Raw genomic sequence first — 26,988 nt, forward strand, 5'->3', positions numbered from 1 at the left:
CCTTGGCCCATCTTGCCATCTCGCGACATGCTGATAATTTGCCGAGCTATTGCCAGGGTCAGGCTACTCGCCGGGGCGGCGCAGGCTCGGACCGCACATATTGGCACGCTGGTGTGGCACAGAAGCCGGTCATCTGGCTGCGGTTGCGGACCGGAAATTCACCTGCTCAGACGATCCGACATCCCGATCATGGGCGCGCGCCGGACGCAATTCGCGCGCAGCTGAACGCAGACTTACGCCTCACTGGCTGAGCCACGCTGCTGCCCGATATCGGCCAGATCCCGCCTTGGAGCGAACCTGCCTTCATCCATCGGCATCCGGAGGGACCCCAGATCTCTCCGACCGATGGCCGTGTCGGGATCAGCATCAGTCCGATCCATCACCCGCAAACGCGGTCAGGCGGGCGGTTCGTCCGGGGTTTCGGACGACTGGAGTAAAGGCGCCGCGTGACAGAGAGTCTGCCTGGTCAGACTGCGGGGGATCGGCCCCGCATCGGGTGGCAGGCTCTCTCGCATCAAGGCTGCCGCCTGTTCCGGACGAAGCACTTCACGTCATCAGGTATCCCGGAGAGTGCCGCCTGCGGTGAAAACAGCCCGTGAGGGAACAGATCCGCACGGATCCCGAACGGGCGGCGCGCTCCGTTTCGCGAAGCGTGTGGCCGGGCCGGCGCGCCAGACGAAAACCCCCGCCTGTGGCGGGGGTTTTTACGTCATTCGGCCGTCAGGAGCGGCGGTTTCGATCCGGTGATCCGGGGTTTGACCGGCTCCTGGATCTGCAGCTCAATGGCGCCGTCTTTCACCACCACTTTCACCACACCGCCTTTTTGCAGATCACCAAACAGCAGCTCTTCGGCCAGCGGCTTCTTGATATGCTCCTGGATCACGCGGCCCAGCGGGCGGGCGCCCATCTTGTCGTCATAGCCCTTATCGGCAAGCCATGCGGCAGCCTCGGAGGACAGTTCGATATGGACGCCGCGGTCGATAAGCTGCGCTTCCAGCTGGAGGACGAATTTCTCGACCACCTGCAGGATCACCTCTTTCGGCAGCGCGCCGAAGGCCACGACCGCATCGAGACGGTTGCGGAATTCGGGGGTGAAGGTGCGCTCCACCGCCGCCGTATCTTCGCCGGTGCGCTTTTCGCGGCCAAAGCCGATGGCGGCCTTGGCCATGTCCGAGGCGCCGGCATTCGAGGTCATGATCAGGATCACATTGCGGAAATCGACTGCCCTGCCGTTATGGTCGGTCAGCTTGCCGTGATCCATCACCTGCAACAGGATGTTGAAGACATCCGGATGCGCCTTTTCGATCTCATCAAGCAGCAGCACGCAATGCGGATGTTGGTCGACGCCATCGGTCAGCATGCCGCCCTGGTCGAAACCGACATAGCCCGGAGGCGCGCCGATCAGACGGGAGACCGCATGTTTCTCCATATATTCCGACATGTCGAAGCGCAGGAGTTCGACCCCCAGCGTATTCGCAAGCTGCTTTGCCACTTCGGTTTTGCCAACGCCGGTCGGGCCGGTGAAGAGATAATTTCCGATGGGCTTTTCAGGCTCGCGCAGACCGGCGCGTGCCAGTTTGATCGACGCAGACAGCGCCTCAATCGCCTTGTCCTGGCCGAAGACCAGCCGCTTCAGCGTCTTTTCCATATCGCGCAGCACTTCTGCATCGTCTTTCGAGACGTTTTTCGGCGGGATACGGGCGATCTTGGCCACCACGGCTTCGATCTCTTTCGTCCCGATCTGCTTGCGGCGTTTCGATTCCGACACGAGATGCTGCGCAGCTCCGGCTTCATCGATCACGTCGATCGCCGAATCCGGCAGTTTGCGGTCGTTGATATAGCGATGCGCCAGCTCGACCGCGGTTTTGATCGCGTCATTGGTATAGCGCAGGTCGTGATGCTCTTCGAAATGCGGCTTCAGCCCCATCAGGATCTTGATGGTGTCGGGAACCGAAGGCTCGTTCACGTCGATTTTCTGGAAGCGCCGGCTCAGCGCGCGGTCTTTCTCGAAATGCTGACGGAACTCCTTATAGGTCGTCGAGCCCATCGTCCGCAGTTTGCCGCCCTGCAAAGCAGGTTTCAGCAGGTTCGAGGCATCCATCGCGCCGCCCGAAGTCGCACCGGCGCCGATCACCGTATGGATCTCGTCGATGAAGAGGATCCCGTCGGGGTGATCTTCCATCTCTTTGACGACCGCCTTCAGGCGTTCCTCGAAATCGCCGCGATAGCGGGTGCCGGCCAGCAGCGCGCCCATATCGAGCGAGAAGATGGTGGCACCTGACAGCACCTCGGGAACTTCACCGCGCACGATTTTCCAGGCGAGGCCTTCGGCAATCGCGGTTTTGCCCACGCCGGGGTCACCGACCAGCAGCGGGTTGTTCTTGCGACGGCGGCACAGGACCTGGATCGCGCGCTCGACCTCGGCTTCGCGGCCGATCAGCGGATCGACCTCGCCCTTGCGCGCTTTGACGTTCAGATCGACGCAATATTTCGACAGCGCCGACTCTTTCGCCTCGCCAGCCTCGGCTTTCGGGGTTTCTTGCGGCTCATCGGCGCCCTGGATCGGGCGCGCCTCGCCGAAGGCGGGGTTCTTGGCCACGCCATGTGCGATGAAATTCACCGCATCATAACGGGTCATATCCTGTTCCTGCAGGAAATAGGCCGCGTTTGATTCACGTTCGGCAAAGATCGCGACCAGCACATTGGCGCCGGTCACTTCGGTGCGGCCCGAAGACTGCACATGGATCGCCGCGCGCTGGATCACGCGCTGGAAGGCGGCGGTCGGCACAGCTTCCGACCCTTCGACACTGGTGACCAGGGTCGAAAGATCCTCATCAACGAAATCGGTCAGCGTCTTGCGCAGCTCATCCAGATCGACCGAGCAGGCTTTCATCACCCGGGCGGCGTCGGGTTCATCAATCAGGGCCAGCAAAAGATGTTCAAGGGTTGCCAGTTCATGACGGCGGGCATTGGCCAGAGCCAGCGCACCATGAATGGCTTGTTCGAGCGTGGACGAGAATGACGGCACTGCCTGCTCCTGTTCCTCGGGGCCGGGGGGATTTTCAGGTCCTTTTCCGACCGTGGCCTCATATAGTTAAAGATCGGTTTTATTCAGCGTACTTCAAGCGCAATCTGATCCCCCCCGCGAATTCTGTCTTTGGATTGCAGGAATGTGATACCTCCCGCTGCAATTGGATCAGAACCTGTCCTTACGCGCTCGGATTTCGGCGAAAACCACGTCATCTGGGGCATCGGGCAGGCCCACCGCCTGTTTCAGCTGCGGCAGATGGGCGCGCAGAAACGGATTGGTGGCCAGCTCGTCGGAAAGGGTGGAGGGCATTGGCAGGCGACCTTCGCGGCGCAGCCCGGCCAGAGCTTCGATACGGGAGATAAGTGCGGAATTCTCTGGTTCAAGGGTCAGGGCAAAGCGCAGATTGCTGTCGAGGTAATCATGCCCCGATCCCACGAGCGTTTCGGGTGGCAAAGCCGCGAGTTTCGACAGGCTTTGCCACATCATGGGGGCTGTGCCTTCGAAAATGCGGCCGCAGCCCGCGGCCATCAGCGTGTCGGCGGTGAAAACAAATCCCGAAACCGGGAAATGATAGCTGACATGGCCCAGAGTATGGCCGGGGGTTTCGATCACGACCGCCTCTTCACTGCCCAGCCGGATATGGTCGCCTTCGCTCAGGGCGCGGTCGAGCGGCGGCAGGCGATGCACATCCTTTGCCGCACCCAGCACCTTTGCGCCGGTGGCCGCGACAATGCCGGGCACGCCGTCGATATGATCCCAGTCGTGATGGGTGAGAAGGATCTGGCCAAGGGTCCAGCCGCGTTCCGCCAGCGCGGCCAGAACAGGGCCGGGCTCGGGGGCGTCGATCAATGCGGTGTCTCCACTGGCGGCATCATGCAGCAGGAAGGCGAAATTGTCCTTGAGGCAGGGGATCGTTACCAGTTCGAGAGCCATAGCTTTTCCTTTTCCTGCCGTTAAGATGGGCGGTCTGTACCGCCCTGGGGCCAGTATCTGCTTCAGTTCACCTTTATCCGCCTCAGTTCACCAGAGGGAGCCAGCAACCGCAATGCACCTCGACGTGCAGGATCTGAGAGATTTCTATTACCGCACCCAGCTTGGGCGGGTGGCGCAGCGTGCGATCCGGGATCAGCTCGTGCGGATGTGGCCGGCAGGCGCCGGGCAGATGGCGGGGCAGACGGTTGCGGGCTTTGGCTTTGCGGTACCGCTGTTGCGCCCCTGGCTCGAAGAGGCGCGCCGGGTGATCGGGCTGATGCCGGGCCAGCAGGGCGTGATGCCCTGGCCTGCGGGAATGCCCAATGTCTCGGTCCTGTGCGAGGAATCCGCCTGGCCCATATCGACCGGGTTTGTCGACCGCCTGGTGCTGATGCATGGGCTGGAGACATCGGACCAGCCGCCATCGGTGCTGGAAGAGGCGCATCGCGTCCTTGGCCCTGGCGGGAGGGCGGTGTTTGTGGTGCCGAACCGTTCGGGTCTCTGGGCGCGGCGCGACGGGACGCCTTTTGGCTATGGCCGTCCCTATTCCGGCGCGCAGCTCGAGGCACAGCTGCGGCTGCATGGCTTCACGCCTGAACGCAGCGCGACCGTGCTGCATGCGCCACCAAGCCAGGCGCCCTTCTGGCTCAGGACCGCCGATCTGTGGGAACGGATGGGCCGCCGCCTGCCCTGGCTGTCCGGGGGGATCCTGATCATCGAGGCGACCAAGCAGGTCTATGCGCCGACACGGGGCGGGCTGAAGGCAGTGGTGACGCGGCCTCTGAAGGTGCTGGAAGGGGTGCGGGGCGGGCCGCCGCCGGAGCCTGCGCTGAACAATATCACCACCGGCAGGAATTCAGCTGCCAGGACCTCAACCGGAAGGACAGCGACGGGCAGGATCCAGGCCGCTCCGACCGCCGTAAAACTGCCTGGCCGCGACTGAACGGGGTGCTGCGGCTGAAGGCTTTGCCGGTCACCTGCGGCGCCGCCTGGTGCCCCGGCTTTTGACCCGATATTTGCCACTGTCGGGCGCTGATGTGATTCTGCCCGAACGGGTGGGCGAATGGGCGGGAATGCGTCAATCAGGCGCAGTGACCCGCTACAAAGAGTCGCAGCCCTGCGCCCCGCGCCCGACTGGCGTGATATCGGGGCCGAAACCCTCACGAAAGCGCGACTGACAAGGTTGCGGGGCTGGTCATGCTCTGTTAATGACGCCCGCGACAGCGGATACAAAGGTCTCCCTTTGTCCATGGCGCACGCACGATGGCGACGCCGGTGGTCGGGCAGGGTGAGACCGGATAGATGGGAAGGACGACCGTGGCGGAATCAGCTTCGATCTCTCAGGGCATTGCCGCGCGATATGCCACCGCGCTTTTCGATCTGGCGAAAGAAGGGGGCGCGCTGAAAGCCGTTGAGGCCGATGCCGCAGCGCTGACCGACGCCCTTGCTGCAGCCCCGGATCTGGGCGCGATGATCGCCTCGCCGGTGGTGACGCGTGACGACCAGGCGAAAGCCATTGCGGCCGTCGCGCAGGCAATGAAGCTCAATGAGCTGACCGCGAATACGCTGGGTCTGATGGCCGACAAGCGCCGCCTCTTCGTGCTGCCGCAATTCCTGACCGTGCTGCGCGAGCGCATCGCGGAAGAAAAAGGCGAAGTGACCGCCGAAGTGACCTCGGCTGTGGCTCTGACCACCGAGCAGGTCACCAAGCTGACCGCCACGCTGAAAGCCAAGGTCGGCAAGACCGTCAAACTGAACGCAACCGTCGATGAAAGCCTCATCGGCGGTCTTATCGTCAAGCTGGGCTCGACCATGATCGATACGTCGGTCAAGTCGAAGCTCGCTTCCCTGCAGAATGCTATGAAAGAGGTTGGGTGATGGGAATTCAGGCTGCTGAGATCTCTGCGATCCTGAAAGAGCAGATCAAGAACTTTGGCAAAGACGCCGAAGTGACCGAAATCGGTCGCGTGCTGTCCGTCGGTGACGGTATCGCCCGCGTTCACGGGCTGGACAATATCCAGGCCGGCGAGATGGTCGAATTCCCCGGCGGCATCCGCGGCATGGCGCTGAACCTCGAAGTCGACAACGTTGGTGTCGTTATCTTCGGTTCCGACCAGGACATCAAAGAAGGCGATACCGTCAAGCGCACCAAGTCCATTGTGGACGTGCCGGCTGGTAACGCTCTGCTCGGCCGTGTCGTTGACGGTCTCGGCAACCCGATCGACGGCAAAGGCCCGATCGCGGCATCCGAGCGCCGCGTGGCCGATGTCAAAGCCCCGGGCATCATTCCGCGTAAATCGGTGCATGAGCCGATGGCGACCGGCCTCAAGGCAATCGACGCGATGATCCCGGTTGGCCGTGGTCAGCGCGAACTGATCATCGGCGACCGTCAGACCGGTAAAACCGCTGTGGCGCTCGACACCATTCTGAACCAGAAGTCCTATAACGAGGCTGCTGGCGACGACGAGTCGAAGAAGCTTTACTGCATCTATGTGGCTATCGGTCAGAAGCGTTCGACCGTCGCTCAGCTGGTGAAGAAACTCGAAGAGACCGGCGCGCTGGCTTACACCATCGTTGTGGCCGCGACCGCTTCGGACCCGGCACCGCTGCAATACCTGGCGCCCTATTCGGCGACCGCTATGGCAGAATTCTTCCGCGACAATGGCCGCCATGCCCTGATCATCTATGATGATCTCTCCAAGCAGGCTGTGGCTTACCGTCAGATGTCGCTCCTGCTGCGCCGCCCGCCGGGCCGCGAAGCATACCCGGGCGACGTGTTCTACCTGCACTCCCGCCTGCTGGAGCGTTCGTCGAAACTGAACGAAGATTTCGGTTCGGGCTCGCTGACCGCACTGCCGGTCATTGAAACGCAAGGCGGCGACGTGTCGGCCTTCATCCCGACCAACGTGATCTCGATCACCGACGGCCAGATCTTCCTTGAGACCGAGCTCTTCTATCAGGGCATCCGTCCGGCCGTGAACACCGGTCTGTCGGTGTCCCGCGTGGGGTCGTCCGCTCAGACCAACTCGATGAAAACCGTGGCTGGCCCGGTGAAACTGTCGCTCGCTCAATACCGCGAGATGGCGGCTTTCGCTCAGTTCGGTTCGGACCTCGACGCTTCGACCCAGGCGCTCCTCAACCGCGGTGCACGCCTGACCGAACTGATGAAGCAGGCGCAATATTCGCCGCTGACCAATGCCGAAATCGTCGCCGTGATCTATGCGGGCACCGCCGGTTTCCTCGACAAGGTCGCCGTGAAAGACGTTGGTCGTTTCGAGGCTGGTCTGCTTGCTTACCTGCGCGGCCCGAAGAAAGAGATCCTCGACTGGCTGACCACGGCTGATCCGAAGATCAAAGGCGCAGACGAGACCAAGCTGAAAGACGCTATCGCGGCATTCGCCAAAGACTTCGCATAAGAGCCCTGAAGGAGAAGGCAAATGCCCAGCCTTAAGGACCTTAAAAACCGGATCAACAGCGTTAAGAACACGCGGAAGATCACCAAGGCGATGCAAATGGTCGCCGCTGCCAAACTGCGCCGTGCGCAGGAGGCAGCGGAAGCCGGTCGCCCCTATGCTGACCGGATGAGCGCGGTGATGACCTCGCTCGCCGCCGGCGTGGCCGGATCGGAAGGCGCCCCGCGCCTTCTGGCCGGCTCTGGCAAAGACCAGACCCACCTTCTGGTGGTGATGACGGCAGAGCGCGGGCTGTGCGGCGGGTTCAACTCGTCCATCGCCAAACTGGCGCGGACCCATGCCCAGGAGCTGACCGCTCAGGGCAAGACGGTGAAGATCCTCACCGTCGGCAAAAAAGGCCGCGAACAGCTGAAGCGCGACTGGGCCCATGCCTTTGTCGGCCATATCGACCTGTCGGATGTCAAACGCGTCGGCTATGCCAATGCGGCGGATATCGCGCGTCAGGCGACGGCCTATTTCGACAATGGCGAAGCCGATGTGGTCACGGTGTTCTTCTCGCGCTTCCAGTCGGTGATCAGCCAGATCCCGACCGCGCAGCAGATCATCCCGGCGAAATTCGAATCCGAGGCAGGGGCGGCATCGTCGCTCTATGATTACGAGCCTTCGGAAGAGACCATTCTCGCCGACCTGCTGCCGCGCAACATCGCGACCCAGATCTTCACCGCCCTCCTTGAAAACGGCGCCTCCGAGCAGGGCGCGCGGATGTCCGCAATGGACAACGCGACCCGCAACGCCGGCGACATGATCAACAAGCTGACCATCCAGTTCAACCGGAGCCGTCAGGCAGCGATCACCAAGGAACTTATCGAAATCATCTCGGGCGCTGAGGCGCTCTGACGAACCCGGAGTATTTGAACAATGGCAAAAGCACCGAAAGCTGCCGCCACGGGTAAGGTTACCCAGGTCATCGGCGCAGTTGTGGACGTTCAGTTCGAGGGCGCTCTGCCCGCCATTCTGAACGCAATCGAGACCGAGAATAACGGCAAACCGCTGGTTCTCGAAGTGGCTCAGCACCTTGGCGAGAACACCGTTCGCGCCGTGGCTATGGACGCGACCGAAGGTCTGGTCCGTGGCGCCCCGGTGAAAGACCTCGGCGCGCCGATCTCGGTTCCGGTCGGTAATGCGACGCTGGGCCGCATCCTGAACGTCATCGGCGAGCCGGTCGACGAAAAAGGCCCGGTCACCACCGAAGCCCGCCGCGCGATCCACGCTCCGGCACCGGATTTCGCGCAGCAATCGACCGCGACCGAGATCCTCGTGACCGGCATCAAGGTCATCGACCTGCTGGCACCTTACACCAAAGGCGGCAAGATCGGCCTCTTCGGCGGCGCCGGCGTGGGCAAGACCGTTCTGATCATGGAACTGATCAACAACATCGCGAAAGTGCACTCGGGTGTGTCCGTGTTCGCAGGCGTTGGTGAGCGGACCCGTGAAGGCAACGACCTTTACCACGAGATGATCGAATCCGGCGTTATCGTTCCGGACGATCTGGAAAAGTCGAAAATCGCCCTGGTTTACGGCCAGATGAACGAGCCTCCGGGCGCGCGTATGCGGATCGCTCTGTCGGGTCTGACCATCGCTGAGCAGTTCCGCGATGAGACCGGCGCAGACGTTCTGTTCTTCGTCGACAACATCTTCCGCTTCACCCAGGCTGGTTCGGAAGTGTCGGCTCTGCTCGGCCGTATCCCGTCCGCTGTGGGCTATCAGCCGACGCTGGCGACCGATATGGGCGCGATGCAGGAACGCATCACCTCGACCAAGAACGGCTCGATCACCTCGGTTCAGGCCGTTTACGTTCCGGCCGACGACCTTACCGACCCGGCACCTGCAACCTCGTTTGCCCACCTGGACGCGACCACGGTTCTTGACCGTTCGATCTCGGAAAAAGGCATCTACCCGGCTGTGGACCCGCTCGGCTCGACCTCGCGCCTGCTCGACCCGCTGGTTATCGGCGAAGAGCATTACAACGTCGCGACGAGCGTCCAGCGTGTTCTGCAGAAGTACAAGTCGCTGCAGGACATCATCGCCATCCTCGGCATGGACGAACTCAGCGAAGACGACAAGCTGACGGTGGCCCGCGCCCGTAAGATCGAGCGTTTCCTGTCGCAGCCCTTCGACGTGGCAAAGGTCTTCACCGGCGCTGACGGCAAGCAGGTTCCGCTGGAAGACACCATCGCCTCGTTCAAGGCAGTTGTGGCCGGTGAATATGACCACCTGCCGGAAGCGGCCTTCTACATGGTCGGCGGCATCGAAGAAGTGAAAGCCAAGGCTGCCAAACTCGCTGCGGCAGCGGCGTAAGGGGGCATCATGGCAGGCAATCTGCAATTCGACCTTGTAAGCCCCGAGCGGCGTCTCGCCTCGGTCCCGGCGACCGAAGTGCAGATCCCCGGCGCTGACGGCGATATGACGGCGATGGAGGGGCACAGCCCCACCATCACCACGCTGCGCCCCGGCATCCTGCGCGCGGTGACCTCGGAGGGCGTCAAGTCCTATATCGTCACCGGCGGCTTCGCGGATATCTCGCCCTCGGGCGTGACCGTGCTGGCGGAACGGGCAATCCCGGCGGAAGAAGCCAGCAGCACGATCCTTGAGGAGATCCTCGCCGAGGCACGTTCGCTCGCCGATGCTGCGTTGCCTGAAGACAAGGCCCAGGCCGAGAAGAACGTCTCGGATGTGGCAGCCTTGCGCGACGCGGTGCAGAAGCACTAACCACTCTGTTCTTCCGGAGCAGTGCAAAAAGACAGGAAAAGGCTCCTTCTGCGGAAGGAGCCTTTTCTTTTTCACCGGTTCTTTGCTTATAGTCCGGGCAGCTAATTCTACTTTCGGCAGATCATGCAACGCTTCAATACACCGATAGGGGTTCAACAGGGATCGAAGATCCTGTTCTCGGATTTTGCCGATGGCGGACGGATGTGGGTCGGCGAGGGAGAGCGGGACTCACGTCACCAAGTGACATTCACCGAGGCTTATCTGTCGCCCCCTGCCGTGATGATCGGCCTCTCGATGTGGGACATGGACAACCGCACCAATCTGCGCGCGCATATCGCAGCCGAAGAAGTGACAGAGACCGGCTTTCAGATCGTATTCCGCACCTGGGGCGACAGCCGTATCGCCAGGGTCAGAGCGGACTGGACCGCGATCGGCCAGCTGGCCGATTCCGAACTCTGGAATGTCGGCTGAGATCACCGGACGATATCAGCGGTCCGGTGATTTCGGGCTGCAGACCTCTTTCTTTTCACCAGATCATGGCCGCGTTGCGGGCTCGGGCAAAAGTCGGGCTGCAAGCCAGGCACAGGTCAGGAAGACAAAAGAACCGGCAATCAGATCGACCATATGATGCGCGCCATGGGAAAGGGTAGCGGGGACCATCAGGAGGCTCGCAGCCAGCAGTGGCAGGAAGAACATCGTCCCGCGCGTATACCATGCCACCATCCAGGCCATGACGATATGATAAGAGGGGAAGGCGACCATTCCCATGATGTCCTGTGCCCGGATCACAGGAGGACCCTCGCGTACGAGGCCCAGCAACACCTCACCGTAATGTGGAGTATAGATCAGCCCGATCTGGGCGGCGGCCTCGGCCTCCGGCTGGCTCCAGGCCGAGGGGCCGACACTTGGCCAGAGCCACCAGACCGTGATTGCCACGATCATTGTCAACATTCCAACCAACAGGAAGCGCTGCAACTGCGTCTCGCGCGCGAGAAAGCTCAGGAGAATGATCACGAAGATGATCTGCCCGAGCGAGCTGACGTAAAGAAGGCCCAACGCATGACCAAGCAACGGCCAGCCAGCGAGGGCATTGACGAAGCCCGCCCAGTCATAGCCAAGGGCGGCATCAACCGCCATCAGATCGAGGTCGATCATCGGGCGTGGCAGGGGGAACAAGGCATATATGAACAGAGTGACAAGGGCGGTAAACCCCATGAACAGTCCGACGCCGATGGCGGCCGTGCCAACCCGCTGTGCTCCGCTGCGGATCCGGGCGCAGGCGCCGACAACTATGATGCCGAAAGAGGCAAGGATGCCGGTGATAAAACCGCTCCATTCGACGATCCGGCCCATGGCAAGGATCAGCGCAAGGCAGCCTGTTCCAAGCGTGAGCACCAGCGTCAGAAGCAGCCATTCAGCCGGGCGCAACGCCTTCATGGCCCAGGCGGTCACCTGCCGGGGAAGAACGTGGATATCCGGTTTCGCAGTCACCAGTCGGTTCTCCGGCCTTGTCTCACGCGCAGATATCGCGCCAGATTAAGGCCGGAGCGGGGCAGAATTCCCTCGAAGTGGGGGCCGCCGCCCGGAAAACCGGCCTCAGCTGCGCGGATAAAGGCCCTCATAGATCGGAACCAGGGTCTCGGTCTCGAACAGGGACGAGACCGACATGCCGCCCCAGATGTTCAGGACAGCCTGGGCGAACATCGGTGCGGTCGGCACGATGCGGATATTGGGGCAGTTCAGCACGGCATCGGTCGGTGCGATGGAATCGGTGATCACCAGCGATTTCATCACCGATTTCGTCACCCGCTCGACCGCCGGTCCAGAGAGGACGCCATGAGTGATATAGGCATGAACCTCGGTTGCGCCGGCATTGATCAGCGTTTCGGCCGCTTTGCACAGGGTACCGGCGGTGTCGCAGATGTCATCGACGATGATGCATTTCTTGCCGCTGACATTGCCGATCACCGTCATCTCGGCGACTTCGCCTGCCTTTTCCCGGCGCTTGTCGACAATGGCGAGCGGTGCATTGATGCGCTTTGCGATCTCACGCGCGCGGGCCACGCCGCCGACATCGGGCGAGATGATCATCACATCATCCAGCTGGCCCTTGAAGTGATGCTCGATATCGAGCGAGAAAATCGGGCTGGCATAGAGGTTGTCGACCGGGATGTCGAAAAAGCCCTGGATCTGGGCGGCATGCAGATCAAGCGTCAGCACGCGGTCGACGCCGGCGGTCTGGATCAGGTTCGAGACCAGCTTGGCCGAGATCGGCGTGCGCGCCTTGGTGCGGCGGTCCTGGCGGGCATAGCCGAAATAGGGAATCACGGCGGTGATCCGCGCCGCCGAAGACCGGCGCAGCGCATCAACCATGATCAGAAGTTCCATCAGGTTGTCGTTCGCCGGGTTCGAGGTCGGCTGGATGACATACATATCCTCGCCGCGCACATTGTCGAATACTTCGACAAAGATCTCCTGGTCATTGAAGCGCTCGACCCTGGCGTCTACCAGGCTGATCGACATGCCGCGATGCATAGACATGCGGCGCGCGATGGATTTCGCGAGCGGAAGGTTGGCATTACCGGAAATAAGTTTCGGCTCGTTGATGGCGGCCATGATCTGGGGCTCCGTGTGGGCAGCGGAATCGGATGCGCGCGGGATAGCACCGAGGGAAGGCCGGGCAAAGGGGCGCGGCGTGCAATCCGGGGCTGCATATGGCCATGCTGTCACGAAAATGCCAAATGACGCATGTTCGCAACTGCGAACGGCCCATCTGAGACCGCAATGAGGATCCCATGACCCTGTCTGACCGGCGCGCTGACCCCATCCTGCACAGAATCGCTGGCCATGAAACGGCGGTGCGGCGCTTCGGATCGGGGGCGCGCCCGCTGCTGGCGCTGCATTGCAGCCTCGCGCATGGTGGTGCCTGGGCGGGGCTGGCACAGCTTTTGCCCCAGGTGACGGTCACGGCGCCCGACCTGCCGGGGCATGGGCAAAGCGCGCCGCCCGGGTCGGATCTGCACGGGCTCGCAACCGCGATCGCGGCAGAGCTTGCGGCAGAGATCGGGGGCGGGGCGCCGGTCGACCTGATCGGTCATAGTTTCGGGGGCACTGTCGCTTTGCGCCTCGCGCTGGAGCGTCCCGACCTTGTGCGCAGTCTGACCCTCGCCGAACCGGTGCTCTTCGCCGCGGCAAAGGGGACGCAGGCTTTTGCTGAGAACTTTACGGCGCATGAGCGGGTGACTGATCTGGGCGCGCAGGATATCGACGCGGCGGCGGTGCTGTTTCACAGGGCCTGGGGCGGTGGCATCCCCTTTGCCGCGCTGCCCGAACGTCAGCGCCGCTATATGGCAGATCGCATGTATCTGGTGTTCAATCTGAACCCGATCCTGATGGAGGATGCGGCGGGGATGCTCGCGCCGGACCGGCTCGAGGCCTTGCAGATCCCGGTCCTCCTCGCCGAGGGCAGCGAGAGCCCGGCCATCGTGCCGGCAATCCTGGATACGCTGGCGGCGCGCATCCAGGGTGCGCGGCGGATCCGGGTCGTGGGGGCTGGCCATATGCTGCCGCTGACCCATCCCGAGCAGATTGCACGCGCAATGCAAGATCTGCTGGCCGGCGGCTGAGGGCCGGCCGGCGCTTCAGATCAGGGCGAGAAACCGGTCCACATCGTCCGGCGTGGTGGACCAGCCGGTGACGAGCCGCGCGCCCTCGTAACCGGCGCCATCCTCAGAGTAATAGCTCGCCCCGGCAGTGCGGAGCCGGTCGTGCAGACCGCTCTCCCAGGTTGTGAACATCAGATTGGCCTCGACAGGCCCCCGCAGCGAGACGCCGGGCTTTGCAGTAAGCCCTGCGGCAAGCCGTGCCGCCATGCTGTTGGCATGGGCTGCAAGGTCGAGCCAGAGCCCATTCTCAAGCCAGGCCGACATCTGGGCCGCCAGAAAGCGGTGTTTCGACAGCAGATGCCCGCTGCGCTTGCGTCTGAGCTGGAATTCCCAGGCGCGCGACGGGTCGAACAGAACCACCGCCTCGACCCCCATACAGCCGTTCTTGGTGCCGCCCAGCGAGAGGATATCAACGCCCGCGCGCCAGCTCAGATCGGCGGGTGAGGCCCCGGTCGCCACCACCGCATTGGCAAAGCGCGCGCCATCGAGATGCACCGGCAACCCGAATTCACGCGCCACTGCACAAAGCGCCGCGGTCTCGGCGGCGCTGTAAACCGTACCGGCCTCGGTGACATTGGTCAGCGAGACCGCGCCGCGCTGAACGCTGTGCACGCCGCCCGTGCCATGGGCCGCGATCACGGCCCGCAGCGCGTCGGGTGACATGCGGCCATGCGCGCCGGGCACCGGCACCAGCTTGGCGCCATGGGTGAAAAACTCGGGCGCGCCGCATTCGTCCCGGGTGATATGGGCCAGCTCATGCGCGAAAATCGCGCTCCAGGGCGCGGCAAGCACCGCCAGGGACAGCGCATTTGCGGCGGTGCCGGTCGGGACCAGCGCAATTTCGGCCTCGGGCGCGTCGAACACCTCGCGGATCTGCGCGGTCAGCCGCGAGGTCAGCGGGTCATTGCCGTATCCGGGCGCCTGGCCCTCATTGGCGCGAACCAGCGCCGCCATGATCTGCGGCGCCACGCCGGAGCAATTGTCAGAGGCGAAATGCATCACTCTTCCTCGTCGAGCAGATAATCTTCCCAGTCTTCCTCGGGAACCGTCAGCTCGGATACGGTCTGGCCCCGGATCGTCGGGCCGAGCGTATGGGTGCTGTCCGGGTCGCCGGTGACCAGCGGATGCCAGTCGGGAAGCGGTTCGTTATAATAAAGGCGTTTATAGGCGCAGGTTTCGGGCATCCAATACGCGGACTTCGCCAGCGTTTTCGGCGTCAGGAATACGCATTCCGGCACATGTTTCTTGCGGTTGGTGTAATCCGAACACAGACAGGTCGCATTGTCGAACAAACGGCAGGCGACACGGGTAAAGACCAGCTCGCCCGTATCCTCGAATTCCAGCTTGTTCAGGCAGCATTTGCCGCAGCCGTCACAAAGCGCCTCCCATTCGGCAGGCGTCATCTTGGTGAGCGGGACGGTTTCCCAGAAACGGGGGCGCAGGCTGGACATAGGCGCTATTTGATCCCGCTCACCGCGAATGGAAAGGGGGGCGCAAAAATCTTTGCAGATTTTTGGGCCGGTTTCTGCACAGAAACCGGGGCGTCAGCCTGCAGCGAGCGCCGCCCGCGCCTGATCACAGTCCTGGTTCATCTGGGCAATCAGGGCCGGCAAACCGTCGAATTTCAGTTCGGGCCGCAGGAATTCCACGAGCGCCACTGAAAGGTGGCGGCCATAAAGGTCCCCTTTGAAATCCAGCAGATAGGTTTCAAGATTCGGCGCCACGCCGTTGAACATCGGCCGCACGCCGAGGCTTGCGGCCCCCATATAGCTGCCTTCCTGAGGGCCCGAAAGCACATCGACCCTGACCGCATAGACGCCGAAGCGTGGCAGATGCAGTCCGGTCAGATCCATATTCGCGGTTGGGAAGCCCAGTTCACGGCCCCGTTTCTCGCCATGGATCACCGCGCCCTCGATCCGGTGCAGGTGCCCCAGCATTGCCGCTGCATCGCCCGGTCGCCCCTCGCTCAGCGCATCGCGGATCGCGGTCGAAGAAATGCCGATCCCGCCCCGTTTCAGCAAAGGCGCGATGGTGGTGGTAAAGCCATATTTCTCGCCCAGCCGTTTCATGTCTTCGGCGCGGCCGGCGCGGCCCTTCCCGAAACAGAAATCCTCGCCGATCACCACATGGCTGATGCCAAGGCCCTCGGCCAGCACCTTATGCGCGAATTCCTCGGGCGTCAGTGCCGCGAGGCCTGCATTGAAGGGCAGCTGGAACAGATGTTCGACCCCGAGCTTTGCCAGCCGGTTCGCCCGCGCCTCGGCATTCATCAGCCGGAACGGGCCCGCATCACGCTGGAAGACCTGGCGGGGATGCGGCTCGAAGGTCACGATCCCCAGAGGCGCCGGCCCCCGGGCCAGGTCGATCACCGCCTGATGCCCAAGATGTACGCCATCGAAATTGCCAAGGGCGCAGGAGGTTCCACGGCCCGATGCGTCAAGCCAGTGCCAGTCCTGATGAATCTGCATTCTTCCCCGCAGGCGTTTCGGCCACGGCGCAGATCATCTGGCCTCAGATTGTCCTGCGTCAGGCCCGGTCAGTCGAATTTACGGCTTGGCGCCAGAACGACGGCCTCACCCTTCAGGACCGTTGTTTTACCGACAGATGCGGTGGTTTCAAGGGTAACCCGCCGTTTCGCGTGATCAATCGCCAGGACCGTCACTTCCGCGGTCACCATATCGCCCGGGCGGACGGGGGCCATGAACTTCAGGCTCTGGCCCAGATAGACGGTGCCATGGCCGGGAAGCTGTTCGCCGATCACCGCCGAGATGAGACCCGCCGTCAGCATGCCATGCGCGATGCGACCCTGGAAAATCGTGTCCCGGGCATAAGAATCATCCAGATGCACCGGGTTGCGGTCGGTCGAGACCTCGGCAAACAGTTCGATATCGCGGTCGGTGATCTGTTTCGTCAGGCTGCGGCGCATCCCGATTTCGAGATCCTCGATACAGATCGTGCCGCGCGGCTGATTATGGCTGTGGTCGAACATCATGGCTGATCCTGTGGGGACGAATCCTTTCCGTCAGCCACAGGATTAGCAGATGCTGCGGCGCAGAGCAATCTGCGACGCAAGTAATTTACGATTGATGGCTTGAAAACGGAATTAAATTACCGCCTCAATTCCTTGCGCGGGCTCAGGCCAATGCGGGAATCGCAAAAAGCGGCGCCTGTTGCTGCTCTGCGAGCCAGGCGTTCAGCCGCGCAGGGTCGGGATGCTGCGCATCGGTGCCGAATTCTTCGGCATGGATTCCGCCGGTGATGAACAGCGCGTCCAGATCCTCGGCCCCGGCGCCCCGGATATCGGTTGGCAGCCCGTCGCCGATGCAGAGGATGCGCATGTCGTCGCGCCCGGTCAGCGCGGCCAGCCGGCGGCGCGCCAGATCATAGATCGGCGGATGCGGCTTGCCGAAATACAGCGTCTCGCCGCCCATTTCCTCATAGGCCTGGGCCAGTGCACCGGCGCAATAGATCCGCCGGTCTCCCCAGTCGACAATGATATCGGGATTGGCACAGAGCATTTTGAGCCCGTTGGTCTTCGCCAGCAGCAGCTCGGCCCGGTAATTGGCGGGTGTCTCGGTCAGGTCATCCCTGAGACCGGTGCAGACGATGCCCTCGGCCTCGGCCAGCGGCACGAGGGTAATCGGGGCCTCAACCGCCGCCAGTCCGGCAAGATCGGCGGCAAAGGTGGTGAAAAAGGACATGTCCTTTTCCGCACCAATATGAAACACGCGCCGCCCGACCGCGCCGGTCAGGAGCCCGAACTGCGCCGCATCGCCCGAGGTGGCAATCTCGTCCCAGGCATCGCGCGGCACGCCGATCCGGTCGAGCTGCGCGATCACCGCCTCTTTGGGGCGCGGCGAATTGGTCAGAAGCAGCACGGTCACCCCGCTGGCCCGCGCGGCCTGCAGGGCTGTGACTGCGGCCGGGAAGGCCACTTCGCCATTATGCACGCAGCCCCAGAGATCGCAGAACAGCGCGTCGTAACTGCCGCTCACTTCGGCAAGAGACGGGATCAGGGTGGTCCGGGGCGGCAGAGACATGGAGCGCATCCTTTCAAAAGGCAGGTCAAGGCATAGGCGAGCCAGGCCAGAATGGCAAAGGCCACAATGCTGCCCGCAGCATCGTTGAGGGCGGGAGCGGCGGCTTACGCTTGCTCCTGTCGGAACATGCGCTATAGGACCGAAAGACACCGGCAGAGGGCCGGCTACCACGGGGCCGGCACCCACAGGGTCGGATCCCACAGGGCTGAAACGGGGGCGTCATGCCGGAAGACACCGTAACTGTCGGCATCATTATGGGGTCTCAGTCCGACTGGGCCACGATGAAAGAGGCCGCGCTGATCCTTGATGAGCTGGGGATCCCCTATGAGGCAAAGATCGTCTCGGCCCATCGCACGCCGGACCGGCTCTGGGATTACGGCAAGTCTGCCGTGTCGCGCGGGCTGAAAGTGATCATCGCAGGGGCAGGGGGCGCGGCGCATCTGCCGGGGATGATGGCGTCCAAGACCCGGGTGCCGGTGATCGGCGTGCCGGTGCAGACGAAAGCGCTTTCGGGGGTCGACAGCCTTTATTCGATTCTTCAGATGCCGAAGGGCTTTCCGGTCGCGACCATGGCCATAGGCGCAGCAGGCGCGGCCAATGCCGGGCTGATGGCGGCGGGGATCCTTGCCGTGTCAGATGCGGGTATTGCGGCGCGGCTTGACGCCTGGCGGGCGGCCCTTTCCGCCTCTATCCCCGAGGAGCCGAAAGATGACTGACGCGTTGAAGCCGCTGGAACCCGGCGCTGTAATCGGCATTCTGGGCGGTGGCCAGCTGGGACGGATGCTCTCGGTCGCGGCGAGCCGGCTGGGCTATGTCACCCATATTTACGAGCCGGGCGCGGCACCGGCAGGGCATGTGGCGGCCCGCGTCACCACGGCGCCCTATGAGGATCTCGATGCGCTGCGGGCTTTCGCCGAAAGCGTCGATGTCGTCACCTATGAATTCGAGAATGTGCCGACCGCCGCGCTGGATGCGATCGAAGAGGTGCGCCCGATCCGCCCCAATCGCCGGACACTGGCGATCAGCCAGGACCGGATCACCGAAAAGCAGTTTCTGACCGGCCTTGGCCTGAAGACCGCGCCTTTCGCGCAGGTCGACAGCCATGCCGATCTGGTCGGGGCCGTCGCGCGCCTTGGTGTGCCTTCGATCCTCAAGACCACACGCTTCGGCTATGACGGCAAGGGGCAGCTGCGGCTTGCGCCGGAAACCGACCTCGCCGCCGCCTGGGCGGGCATGGCGGGCGCGCCTTCGGTGCTGGAAGGTTTCGTATCCTTCGAGCGCGAGATTTCGGTGATCGCGGCGCGGGGCGCGGATGGTCAGGTCGCGGCCTTCGACCCGGGCGAGAATGTGCACAGTGAAGGCATCCTGCGGACCACGACGGTTCCGGCCCGCATCTCTCCGGCCCTGCGCAGCGATGCGGTGCTGATCGCAGCGCGGATCCTCAATGCGCTGGATTATGTCGGCGTGATGGGGGTGGAGCTGTTTGTCACCCGTGAAGGGCTGCTGGTGAACGAGATCGCGCCACGGGTGCATAATTCGGGCCACTGGACGCAGCAGGGCTGTGTGGTGGACCAGTTCGAACAGCATATCCGCGCGGTGGCCGGGCTGCCCCTCGGGGATGGCACCCGCTACAGCGATGTGGTGATGGAGAACCTGATCGGCGCCGATGTCGAACGCGTGCCGGAGCTTTTGCGTGAAAGCGGCGCGGCGGTGCATCTTTACGGCAAGGGTGCCTGGCGCCTGGGGCGCAAGATGGGCCATGTGAACCGTGTCGTGAAGGGCTGACCGATCTTTCCTGGTCTTATAGAGAGCCTCCGCCGGCAGCGTTCAGATCACGGGGAAGAGGCGGGCTCCGCGCGGGCGAACCGGCCATGGGTAAGGAAATGCAGCGTCTGGCGGATGACGCCGGGTGCGAACATCATCCAGGTATGGCTGACGGGAAGGGTGATGTGGTCGCTCATCCCTTCAAGCCTGGTGCTGGCGACGCTGACCTTGCCATCATCTTCGCCCGGGATCAGCGATGAGAACCAGGGGCTGACCGAGCGGCTTCCGGCAATGATCCCGAGCGGGTAATTGGCAGGCGGCAGCCGGTTCGGCCAGCTGTCCGGAGCGGTGCCGAGCGAAAGCCCCGCTGGCCCGTTCACCCAGCGAAACGGTGCAAGCGCGCCGAGCCGGTCAACGATTTCCGATCCGTGATTGGGCGGCGCCAGCATCACGACGCGGCCAGGCGGCGGCAGCGCGTTGCGGCTGAGCCAGTCGCGCAGCAGGATCCCCCCCATCGAATGGGTCACCGCATGAAGCGGCCGCCCCATCGCCAGCGCCGCGCCCAACTGGCGGTCGAGAAGCGCGGGCAGCGCGGCAACCGCCATCCTGGTCGAGGGATAGGCGATATTCACCACCTCATATCCCGCCGTCTTCAGCCGCAGCGCGATCGGCAGCAGCGAACGCTGTGACCTGGCAAGGCCATGGATCAGGGCCACTGTCTCATGGCGCGCGCGGCCGGGATCAGGCCGCAAAGCCGGCCGGGGCAGGCTGCCTTGCCTCAGCATTCAGGCGAATCCGTATCGCCCTCGCCCCGCGCCTGGCCCTCGCGCGCCGAGCGGGCAAGCGCGATAAACCGGCGGCGGAATTCGGCGATCTCGCGCTCGTCCAGCTCTTCCAGATCCATCAGCGCGTTATGGGCGCCCTGCGTCGCCCGGATCAGCTCGTCCAGCTTAAGCTGGATGGCCGCCGTGTCATGGTCCTGGCTGTTCTGGATCAGGAAGACCATCAGGAAGGTGATGATGCTGGTCGCGGTATTGGCGACCAGCTGCCAGGTGTCTGACCAGCCGAAAAACGGCCCCGTGACGCCCCAGATCAGCACGAAACCGGCGGCCATCAGCAGCGTGGCCGGGCGACCACAGGTTCGGGCGCAGCTTCGGGCGATGGTGGCATAGCTCATGGTGATCATTCCCCGGGCAACTGGTGACCGGGTCAATCTGGGGCAGAGGACGGCTCTGGACAAGATGCGTATTCCGGACGAGCCTTGCCTGGTTGGTGAGGGGACAGGATGAGCCGCGCATTTGTAAATGAAGACGCCGGAGCGGACCGGCCCGATCTGCCGGAGCTGCCGCTTTCAAAGCATCCGAATTATGTCACCCTGCGCGGGCTGGCGGATCTGGAGGCGCGTCTGGCCGCGCGGCTGCGCGACCTTGCGGCATTGCGGGCGCGGGCCGAGCGGCTCGACAAACTGCCCGAAGCAGCGGCAGAGCGCGATATCCGCTGGCTCGAGGCGCGGCTCGCTTCGGCGATCCCGGTCGACCCGGCTGCCCAAAGCACCGATGAGATGGCCTTTGGCCTGCAGGCCCGCGTTGCGGATGAGGCCGGCGCCGAAACCCTTTATGAGATCACCGGCGAGGATGAGGCGGACCCGGCGCAGGGCCGCATCGCCCCGCATTCGCCGCTCGCCCGCGCCCTGATCGGCGCGCGAGCGGGTGATGAGGTCACCTGGAGGCGCCCCGCCGGCGATCTGACCCTTGAGGTCCTGGAAATCCGGCGCCCTTCCGGGCCCTGACCTCCTTCTGACCCAGATATTCCCGCCGGAAGCAATCGCCGCGTCAGCGGTAAAGAAAAGGGCGGCCCGAGGGCCGCCCTTTCCGTATTTCCCATGAGGGATGGATCAGAAATCCATGCCGCCCATGCCGCCGCCCGGCATTGCCGGAGCAGCTGCTTTGTCAGCCGGCTTGTCAGCGATCATGGCTTCCGTGGTGATCAGGAGCGATGCGACCGAAGCTGCATTCTCCAGAGCGGTACGGGTCACTTTCGCCGGGTCGATCACGCCGAACGAGAACATGTCGCCATATTCTTCGGTCTGAGCGTTGAAGCCGAACGAGGTCGAGGAGGATTCGCGGATCTTGCCGGCAACAACTGCACCGTCAACGCCCGAGTTTTCCGAGATCTGACGCAGCGGAGCTTCCAGCGCGCGGCGGATGATGCCGACGCCCACGTCCTGATCCGAGTTCGCGCCTTTCAGGCCTTCGAGAACCTTGGTCGCCTGAACCAGAGCCACGCCACCGCCGACGATCACGCCTTCCTGCACAGCTGCGCGGGTTGCGTTCAGCGCGTCATCAACGCGGTCTTTGCGCTCTTTCACTTCGACTTCGGTCGCACCGCCGACGCGGATCACTGCAACGCCGCCAGCCAGTTTGGCCACGCGCTCTTGCAGTTTCTCTTTGTCGTAATCCGAAGTGGTTTCCTCGATCTGGGTGCGGATCTGGGCCACGCGGGCTTCGATCTCGGCTTTCTCGCCGGCACCGTCAACGATGGTGGTGTTGTCTTTGTTGATCGAGACTTTCTTGGCGCGGCCGAGCATGTCGATGCCGACATTTTCCAGCTTCATGCCCAGATCGTCCGAGATCACCTGGCCGCCGGTCAGGATCGCGATGTCCTGCAGCATGGCCTTGCGACGGTCACCGAAGCCCGGAGCTTTGACAGCAGCGATTTTCAGACCGCCACGCAGCTTGTTCACGACGAGGGTCGCGAGTGCTTCGCCTTCGACGTCTTCCGCGATGATGATCAGCGGCTTTTGCGACTGGATCACTGCTTCCAGCAGCGGGACCATCGGCTGCAGCGACGAGAGTTTTTTCTCGTGCAGCAGGATGTATGCGTCTTCGAGATCCGCAATCATCTTGTCAGCATTGGTGACGAAGTAGGGCGACAGGTAGCCGCGGTCGAACTGCATGCCTTCGACAACCTCAACCGAGGTCTCCAGGCCTTTGTTCTCTTCGACGGTGATCACGCCTTCGTTGCCGACTTTCTGCATCGCGTCAGCGATGAAGCGGCCGATGGTGGCCTCGCCGTTTGCCGAGATGGTGCCGACCTGTGCGACTTCGTCCGAGTCCTTGACCGGGCGCGAAGCTGCTTTGATCGCTTCGACGACCTTGGTGGTCGCGAGGTCGATACCGCGCTTCAGATCCATCGGGTTCAGGCCGGCTGCGACCGAACGCAGGCCTTCCTTGATGATGGCCTGCGCCAGCACGGTTGCGGTGGTGGTGCCGTCGCCTGCTTCGTCATTGGTGCGCTGAGCGACTTCCTTGACGAGCTGGGCGCCCATGTTTTCGAACTTGTCCGAAAGTTCGATCTCTTTTGCAACCGACACACCGTCCTTGGTGATGCGCGGAGCGCCGAACGACTTTTCGATCACGACGTTGCGGCCTTTCGGGCCCAGCGTCACTTTGACCGCGTCAGCGAGAACATTGACGCCGCGCAGCATGCGGTCACGAGCGTCGGTGGTGAATTTAACGTCCTTGGCAGCCATTATGCTGTCTCCTTGGATGCAGGTTTCAGGAAAAAGAAAGCGCGGCTCACGGTTCCGAAATCAGATCGGATGCCGGAGCCAGCCCGTCATCACGAGATGATGCCGAGGATGTCGCTTTCTTTCATGATGAGCAGTTCTTCACCGTCAACGGTGACTTCGGTGCCCGACCATTTGCCGAACAGCACGCGGTCGCCGGCTTTGACGGACGGTGCGATCAGCTCGCCCGAATCCTTGCGGGCACCTTCACCGGTCGAAACGATCTCGCCCTCAGCGGGCTTTTCTTTTGCGGTGTCCGGGATGATCAGCCCGCCCTTGGTTTTTTCCTCGGACTGGACGCGACGGACCAGAACGCGGTCATGCAGCGGTTTGAAAGCCATCTGGTAACACTCCCATGTATGCCAGGTTGTATCTGATCAGCACTCACCCTGGGGGAGTGCTAACGGAACAACAGGTAGGAAAACGCCTCCCCCCTGTCAACCGCTTCCTCTGGCTTTTTATGCGGGGTTTTATGCACGCAGAGGTGACAGTTCGGGCGGCCCCGGGAAACACTGGTGCAAACATTCGCGGGAACTGCCCGCGTCCTGCCTTGGTCTTGCCGCGCTGAAATGTCAGTCTGCCCTGATCCGCGCCGCCCGCGCCCATCTGCCGCCCATTTTGCCGGAGCCCGTCATGAAACATCTCGCCGCCGCAGCCTTTGCGCTATTCGGGCTTGCCTCGCAGGCTGCGGCCTATTGCGCCGGGACCAATCTGGTCGACCAGATGCTGCCCGGTGATCTGAAAGAGATTCGCGCCCGCGCCGATGCCGTCCCCTTTGCGCGCGGCAATTTCTGGATGGCAGAAAAGGATGGTCAGACGATGACCATAGTGGGCACCTATCATATTGATGACCCACGACATATGTCGGTTATGGCTGCGCTGACCGGGCGTATCGGCGAGGCCTCCGGGCTTTTGGTCGAGGCCGGTCCCGAAGAGGAAAATGCGCTGATGCAGGCGATGGGCAAAAACCCTTCGCTCATGTTCATCACCGAGGGGCCGAGCCTGCTGGAACGCCTGCCGCGCGACACCTGGCGCCGGCTTTCCGAGGCGCTTGAGGCGCGCGGTATTCCGGGGATATTCGCGGCCAAGTTCCAGCCCTGGTATGCCACGGTGGTGCTGGCGATCCCATCCTGCATGATTGCCGAACCCGATCTGAAGAACGGGCTCGACGCGCAGCTGATCGATGCGGCGGAAGAAGCCAATGTGCCGGTCCGGGCACTGGAGCCCTATGATACACTGTTCACGATCTTCGGCGGCCTCAGCGAGGAACAGTCGATTGCCATGGTTGAGGCTTCGCTGGCGATGGAGGGGCAATCCGAAGATATGGCGGTGACGATGGCCGACCTTTATTTCGAGGCAGATTCGCGGATGATCTGGGAGCTGAACCGGCTCTTCGCCTATAAACAGCCCGGCTATACCAGGCAACAGGTCGATGCCGAAATGGCGGTGATGGAGGATGTGATGATGATCCGCCGCAATCGCGCCTGGATCCCGGTGATCGAGGCGGCGGCGGCAAAGGGGCCATTGGTCGTGGCCTTTGGCGCGCTGCACCTCTCGGGCGAGGAAGGTGTGCTGAACCTGCTGGCCGAAAATGGCTGGATGATTTCCGAACTCGATCTGGCCGGGGCCGTATCACAGCCCTGATCCGCCGCTTTCTCTGCCAGAACAGGCGTCAGATTAGGGCAGGGCTCAAAGATATCCTGCGAATACCGGCTTTGCCCGGTCGACGCCGGGCGGTCACGGCGCTATTTCTTGCCTCGGGCCCACCGGCTGCCGCCGGGAGGAAACCGCTCCGGGGCCGGGCCATAGTCCCGGACCGGGCGGGATGATCAGATCCGAAGGATGTCGCCATGACGCGCAATACCGAAACGCTCCTTTTCATCGACGGCCAGTGGCGCGCGGGAACCGGGGGGCGGGTGATTCCCGTGATCAACCCGGCAACCGGCCGCCAGATCGGCACCGTGGCCCATGCAGCGCGCGAAGATCTCGACGCGGCGCTGGCAGCGGCAGAGCGCGGGTTCCGGATCTGGAAAGACACCGCCGCCTTTGAACGTGGCAAGCTGATGCGCAGGGCGGCCAGCCTGCTGCGCGAGCGCGCCGATGATATCGCCGTGCTGATGACACTGGAAAACGGCAAGCCGCTGGCGCAGTCAAAGGTCGAGATCGCCGGCGCCGCCGATGTCATCGACTGGTTCGCGGGCGAGGGCCAGCGCAGCTACGGCCAGGTGATTCCGTCGCGCGCGCCCGATGTGCTGCAATTCACCGTCAAGGGCCCGGTCGGGCCGGTGGCGGCTTTCACGCCGTGGAATTTCCCGCTTAACCAGGTGGTGCGCAAGCTTTCGGCCGCGCTGGCGGCAGGCTGTTCGATCATCGTGAAAGCGCCCGAGGAAACCCCGGCATCGCCGTCCGAGCTGATCCGCGTCTTCCAGGATGCCGGTGTGCCGGCAGGGGTGGTGAACCTTGTCTACGGCATTCCGGCCGAGATTTCCGAATATCTGATCCCGCATCCGGTGATCCGGAAGATCAGCTTCACCGGCTCGACCCCGGTCGGCAAGCAGCTTGCGGCCCTGGCCGGGCTGCATATGAAGCGCGCGACGATGGAGCTTGGCGGTCATGCGCCGGTGATCGTGGCGGGCGATGCCGATCTCGATCTCGCGGTGTCGCAGATCGCGATGCATAAGTTCAGGAATGCGGGCCAGGTCTGCGTCTCGCCGACCCGTTTCCTTGTGCATGACGATCTCCACGCGGCCTTTACCGAGAAATTCACCGATTACGCGGCAAAGCTGAAGGTTGGTGACGGCATGGATCCGGCCACCGAAATGGGCCCCCTGTCGAATGAACGCCGGGTTCCCGCGCTGGAGGCGCTGATCAATGATGCGGTGGAAAAAGGCGCGCGCCTGACCACCGGCGGGCGCCGGATCGGCAATGAGGGCTGGTTCTTCGAGCCGACCGTGCTGGCCGATGCCCCCCTGTCGGCCCGGATCATGAACGAAGAACCCTTCGGCCCGGTGGCGGTGATCAACCGCTTCTCGACCATCGACGAGGCGATTGCCGAGGCAAACCGGCTGCCCTTCGGCCTCGCCTCCTATGCCTATACCTCGGACACGGCCACCGCGACGCGGCTCGGGAATGAGATCGAGGCGGGGATGCTGACGATCAACCATCTCGGTCTCGCGCTGCCGGAAACGCCCTTTGGCGGCATGAAGGACAGCGGCTATGGCACCGAGGGCGGATCAGAGGCGATTGAGGCCTATCTCGAAACCCGTTTCGTGACCCGCAAAGGCTGACGCGGTCCGGGCCGCAGCCGCCGATTTTGCGCGTCATCATCGTGATCACTGGAGCCTCTCTCAGTCATATGGCAAAGCTGTCTGCGGCGGCGGATGTCGCAGGAATGAGAGAGGTAATTACAAGTGAAACGGTTTTTGACGATTCTGGTCGTGGCAGTTTTCGCGGCCGTCGCAATGGTTGGCTATAGATATGTATCCTGGGTGAAAAACTGGACCGGCGCGGATACGCCTTTCGACGAGGTCGGGATCGATCTGCACAAATATATGCCGGGTTTCGTTCAGGACTGGGGCTGCGCCCGGCTCTTTGATGAATTCGGAGATAAAACCCTGCCGCCACATGGCTGTCGCGGCAAAGGCGGCTGGCCGTCGTAAGAAAGAGCGGGGGCTCTGCCCCCGCACCCCCGGGATATTTAAGGACAGATGAAGAAAGCCCTTTTCATCTGTCACTAAATATCCCCGCCGGAGGCTTCCGCATCCTG

27 protein-coding genes are annotated in these 26,988 nt (G+C 62.9%); 14 read left to right on the plus strand and 13 right to left on the minus strand.

The annotated features are described in order from the left end of the window. Nucleotides 1-709 precede the first annotated feature (709 nt). Nucleotides 710-3,028, minus strand: a complete 2,319-nt coding sequence (gene clpA / locus BLW25_RS00310; RefSeq protein WP_092895319.1) for an ATP-dependent Clp protease ATP-binding subunit ClpA — start codon at nt 3,026-3,028, stop codon at nt 710-712. Between the two features lie 168 nt (nt 3,029-3,196). Continuing rightward, complete coding sequence (gloB, locus tag BLW25_RS00315; protein ID WP_092895321.1) at nt 3,197-3,964, minus strand: hydroxyacylglutathione hydrolase; 768 nt, start codon at nt 3,962-3,964, stop codon at nt 3,197-3,199. Between the two features lie 112 nt (nt 3,965-4,076). Between gloB and BLW25_RS00320 the strand changes: the two genes are divergently transcribed. The 7 genes from BLW25_RS00320 (at nt 4,077) to BLW25_RS00350 (ending at nt 10,656) form a co-directional block, all read left to right on the plus strand. Then, the gene (locus BLW25_RS00320) at nt 4,077-4,946 is read left to right on the plus strand and encodes a class I SAM-dependent methyltransferase (protein WP_253188124.1); all 870 of its coding nucleotides are present in this window, start codon (nt 4,077-4,079) and stop codon (nt 4,944-4,946) included. Nucleotides 4,947-5,320: 374 nt separating this feature from the next. Further along, complete coding sequence (locus BLW25_RS00325; protein ID WP_092901196.1) at nt 5,321-5,881, plus strand: F0F1 ATP synthase subunit delta; 561 nt, start codon at nt 5,321-5,323, stop codon at nt 5,879-5,881. After that, nucleotides 5,881-7,419 carry a F0F1 ATP synthase subunit alpha gene (atpA, locus tag BLW25_RS00330; RefSeq protein WP_092895323.1) on the plus strand — a complete coding sequence of 513 codons (1,539 nt, stop codon included), beginning with the start codon at nt 5,881-5,883 and terminating at the stop codon, nt 7,417-7,419. Before BLW25_RS00325 ends, atpA begins: the two co-directional genes overlap by 1 nt. 21 nt (nt 7,420-7,440) lie before the next feature. Then, a complete protein-coding gene (locus tag BLW25_RS00335; RefSeq protein ID WP_092895325.1) occupies nt 7,441-8,313 on the plus strand; it encodes a F0F1 ATP synthase subunit gamma in 873 nt (290 codons plus the stop codon). Nucleotides 8,314-8,334: 21 nt separating this feature from the next. Then, nucleotides 8,335-9,774, plus strand: coding sequence for a F0F1 ATP synthase subunit beta (atpD, locus tag BLW25_RS00340; RefSeq protein WP_092895327.1), 1,440 nt, complete (start codon nt 8,335-8,337; stop codon nt 9,772-9,774). 9 nt (nt 9,775-9,783) lie between these two features. Then, nucleotides 9,784-10,185: a F0F1 ATP synthase subunit epsilon gene (locus BLW25_RS00345; RefSeq protein ID WP_092895329.1), complete on the plus strand. Its 402-nt coding sequence runs from the start codon at nt 9,784-9,786 to the stop codon at nt 10,183-10,185. Between the two features lie 123 nt (nt 10,186-10,308). Beyond that, on the plus strand, nt 10,309-10,656 hold the full coding sequence (locus BLW25_RS00350; RefSeq protein WP_092895330.1) for an H-type lectin domain-containing protein: 348 nt from the start codon (nt 10,309-10,311) through the stop codon (nt 10,654-10,656). 63 nt (nt 10,657-10,719) lie between these two features. Here BLW25_RS00350 and BLW25_RS00355 read toward each other — a convergent pair whose 3' ends face one another. Beyond that, nucleotides 10,720-11,676: a phosphatase PAP2 family protein gene (locus tag BLW25_RS00355; protein WP_092895331.1), complete on the minus strand. Its 957-nt coding sequence runs from the start codon at nt 11,674-11,676 to the stop codon at nt 10,720-10,722. A gap of 105 nt (nt 11,677-11,781) precedes the next feature. After that, nucleotides 11,782-12,801 carry a ribose-phosphate pyrophosphokinase gene (locus tag BLW25_RS00360; protein WP_092895332.1) on the minus strand — a complete coding sequence of 340 codons (1,020 nt, stop codon included), beginning with the start codon at nt 12,799-12,801 and terminating at the stop codon, nt 11,782-11,784. A gap of 179 nt (nt 12,802-12,980) precedes the next feature. Between BLW25_RS00360 and BLW25_RS00365 the strand changes: the two genes are divergently transcribed. Continuing rightward, nucleotides 12,981-13,811, plus strand: a complete 831-nt coding sequence (locus tag BLW25_RS00365) for an alpha/beta fold hydrolase (protein WP_092895334.1) — start codon at nt 12,981-12,983, stop codon at nt 13,809-13,811. A 15-nt stretch (nt 13,812-13,826) separates the two neighbouring features. Here BLW25_RS00365 and BLW25_RS00370 read toward each other — a convergent pair whose 3' ends face one another. The 5 genes from BLW25_RS00370 to BLW25_RS00390 form a co-directional block, all read right to left on the minus strand. Next, nucleotides 13,827-14,849 (minus strand): threonine aldolase family protein, encoded by a 1,023-nt coding sequence (locus tag BLW25_RS00370; protein ID WP_092895336.1) that lies wholly within the window; start codon nt 14,847-14,849, stop codon nt 13,827-13,829. Further along, on the minus strand, nt 14,849-15,301 hold the full coding sequence (locus BLW25_RS00375; protein ID WP_092895338.1) for a YcgN family cysteine cluster protein: 453 nt from the start codon (nt 15,299-15,301) through the stop codon (nt 14,849-14,851). The genes BLW25_RS00370 and BLW25_RS00375 overlap by 1 nt, the downstream gene beginning before the upstream one ends. A 93-nt stretch (nt 15,302-15,394) precedes the next feature. Beyond that, nucleotides 15,395-16,318, minus strand: a complete 924-nt coding sequence (locus BLW25_RS00380) for a bifunctional riboflavin kinase/FAD synthetase (protein ID WP_092895340.1) — start codon at nt 16,316-16,318, stop codon at nt 15,395-15,397. 68 nt (nt 16,319-16,386) lie between these two features. Then, on the minus strand, nt 16,387-16,839 hold the full coding sequence (locus tag BLW25_RS00385) for a MaoC family dehydratase (RefSeq protein WP_249496474.1): 453 nt from the start codon (nt 16,837-16,839) through the stop codon (nt 16,387-16,389). A gap of 145 nt (nt 16,840-16,984) precedes the next feature. Continuing rightward, nucleotides 16,985-17,890, minus strand: coding sequence for a TIGR01459 family HAD-type hydrolase (locus BLW25_RS00390; protein ID WP_092895344.1), 906 nt, complete (start codon nt 17,888-17,890; stop codon nt 16,985-16,987). A gap of 221 nt (nt 17,891-18,111) precedes the next feature. Here BLW25_RS00390 and purE point away from each other — a divergent pair, with 221 nt between their 5' ends. Then, on the plus strand, nt 18,112-18,606 hold the full coding sequence (gene purE / locus BLW25_RS00395; RefSeq protein WP_092895346.1) for a 5-(carboxyamino)imidazole ribonucleotide mutase: 495 nt from the start codon (nt 18,112-18,114) through the stop codon (nt 18,604-18,606). Continuing rightward, nucleotides 18,599-19,675 carry a 5-(carboxyamino)imidazole ribonucleotide synthase gene (locus BLW25_RS00400; protein ID WP_092895348.1) on the plus strand — a complete coding sequence of 359 codons (1,077 nt, stop codon included), beginning with the start codon at nt 18,599-18,601 and terminating at the stop codon, nt 19,673-19,675. Before purE ends, BLW25_RS00400 begins: the two co-directional genes overlap by 8 nt. Before the next feature lie 47 nt (nt 19,676-19,722). On the opposite strand, the gene BLW25_RS00405 is transcribed toward BLW25_RS00400, so the two are convergent. Next, nucleotides 19,723-20,439 (minus strand): esterase/lipase family protein, encoded by a 717-nt coding sequence (locus BLW25_RS00405; protein WP_092895350.1) that lies wholly within the window; start codon nt 20,437-20,439, stop codon nt 19,723-19,725. Beyond that, nucleotides 20,433-20,831, minus strand: a complete 399-nt coding sequence (locus BLW25_RS00410; protein WP_216279305.1) for a low affinity iron permease family protein — start codon at nt 20,829-20,831, stop codon at nt 20,433-20,435. Before BLW25_RS00410 ends, BLW25_RS00405 begins: the two co-directional genes overlap by 7 nt. Before the next feature lie 108 nt (nt 20,832-20,939). On the opposite strand from BLW25_RS00410, the gene BLW25_RS00415 reads away from it, so the two are divergent. Further along, a complete protein-coding gene (locus tag BLW25_RS00415; RefSeq protein WP_092895354.1) occupies nt 20,940-21,443 on the plus strand; it encodes a GreA/GreB family elongation factor in 504 nt (167 codons plus the stop codon). 105 nt (nt 21,444-21,548) lie between these two features. Here BLW25_RS00415 and groL read toward each other — a convergent pair whose 3' ends face one another. Beyond that, nucleotides 21,549-23,186, minus strand: a complete 1,638-nt coding sequence (groL, locus tag BLW25_RS00420) for a chaperonin GroEL (RefSeq protein WP_092895356.1) — start codon at nt 23,184-23,186, stop codon at nt 21,549-21,551. A gap of 89 nt (nt 23,187-23,275) precedes the next feature. Beyond that, nucleotides 23,276-23,563 (minus strand): co-chaperone GroES, encoded by a 288-nt coding sequence (locus BLW25_RS00425; RefSeq protein ID WP_092895358.1) that lies wholly within the window; start codon nt 23,561-23,563, stop codon nt 23,276-23,278. Nucleotides 23,564-23,855: 292 nt separating this feature from the next. Between BLW25_RS00425 and BLW25_RS00430 the strand changes: the two genes are divergently transcribed. The 3 genes from BLW25_RS00430 to BLW25_RS00440 all read left to right on the plus strand — a co-directional run bounded on the left by BLW25_RS00430 (nt 23,856) and on the right by BLW25_RS00440 (nt 26,881). After that, complete coding sequence (locus BLW25_RS00430; RefSeq protein ID WP_092895360.1) at nt 23,856-24,866, plus strand: TraB/GumN family protein; 1,011 nt, start codon at nt 23,856-23,858, stop codon at nt 24,864-24,866. Between the two features lie 206 nt (nt 24,867-25,072). Next, nucleotides 25,073-26,509, plus strand: coding sequence for an NAD-dependent succinate-semialdehyde dehydrogenase (locus tag BLW25_RS00435; protein ID WP_092895362.1), 1,437 nt, complete (start codon nt 25,073-25,075; stop codon nt 26,507-26,509). A gap of 123 nt (nt 26,510-26,632) precedes the next feature. Beyond that, nucleotides 26,633-26,881, plus strand: a complete 249-nt coding sequence (locus BLW25_RS00440) for a hypothetical protein (protein ID WP_092895364.1) — start codon at nt 26,633-26,635, stop codon at nt 26,879-26,881. The last annotated feature ends 107 nt before the right edge of the window (nt 26,882-26,988 follow it).

Source organism: Rhodobacter sp. 24-YEA-8 (assembly GCF_900105075.1).
Lineage (GTDB): Bacteria > Pseudomonadota > Alphaproteobacteria > Rhodobacterales > Rhodobacteraceae > Pseudogemmobacter.